Genomic DNA, 1,015 nt, shown 5'->3' with positions numbered 1-1,015 from the left:
GGTCAAGTCCACGGTCGTGGTGGATGAAGGGGCCACCGCGTGATCCGGTGGTTGCACTCTAGGCAGTGAGTGCGGCGGGTGTCAGGTCCTCCTTCTCGGTGGTGGTCTCCTCGGCGGTGATCAGGGCCATGCGGGAGCGGGCCAGGACGTCGAGTCCGAGGTAGCGGCGGCCTTCGATCCAGTCGTCGTGCTGTTCTGCGAGGACGGCGCCGATGAGTCGGATTGCGGAGTTGCGGTCGGGGAAGATCCCGACGACGTCGGTGCGGCGGCGGATCTCTCGGTTGAGCCTCTCGTTGGGGTTGTTGGACCAGATCTGGCGCCAGATCTCCTTGGGGAACGCGGTGAACGCCAAGATGTCAGCGCGGGCTTCGTCGAGGTGGTCGTGGACCTCGGGGAGCTTGTCGGCGACGGTGTCGAGGAGCTTGTCGAACTGGGCGTGCACGGCCTTGGCGTCAGGCTGGTCGTAGACGCTGTGCAGCATCGCCTTCACCCCGGGCCATGCTTGCTTGGGGCAGATCGCCATCAGGTTCGCGGCGTAGTGAGTGCGGCACCGCTGCCAGGAGGCGCCTCCCATCGTGGCGCCGACCGCGGCCACGAGCCCGGAGTGGGCATCTGAGGTGACGAGCTTGACCCCGGACAGGCCGCGAGCGTTCAGGCCGCGGAACAGGGTCAGCCAGCCGGCTTCGGACTCGGCCGAGCAGATGTCGAGGCCGAGGATCTCGCGGTGTCCGTCGGCGTTGACGCCGGTCGCAACCAGGACGTGGGTGTTGACCACCCGCCCGCCTTCACGGACCTTCATCGTCAACGCGTCCGCGGCCACGAACGTGTAGGGACCCTGGTCCAGGGGCCGGGTCCGGAAGTCCTCGACGTGGGCGTCGAGCTCCTTGGCCATCACCGAGACCTGCGACTTGGACAGCCGGGTGATGCCGAGGGTCTCGACGAGCTTTTCCATCCGCCGGGTGGAGACACCGAGCAGGTAGCAGGTGGCGACCACCGTGGTCAGCGCCCGCTCGGC

General features: G+C 67.7%; 1 protein-coding gene. It reads right to left on the bottom strand.

Going from position 1 to position 1,015, the window contains the following annotated elements:
- Positions 1-58 precede the first annotated feature (58 nt).
- The coding region (locus tag ISU10_RS22705) for an IS256 family transposase (protein WP_194698730.1) at positions 59-1,015 on the bottom strand (957 nt) is incomplete at its 5' end.

This window comes from Nocardioides agariphilus (genome assembly GCF_015352445.1).
Lineage (GTDB): Bacteria > Actinomycetota > Actinomycetes > Propionibacteriales > Nocardioidaceae > Nocardioides > Nocardioides agariphilus.
Note: the sequence above shows the minus strand (reverse complement) of the source record. Positions and strands in the feature narration are given on the sequence as shown.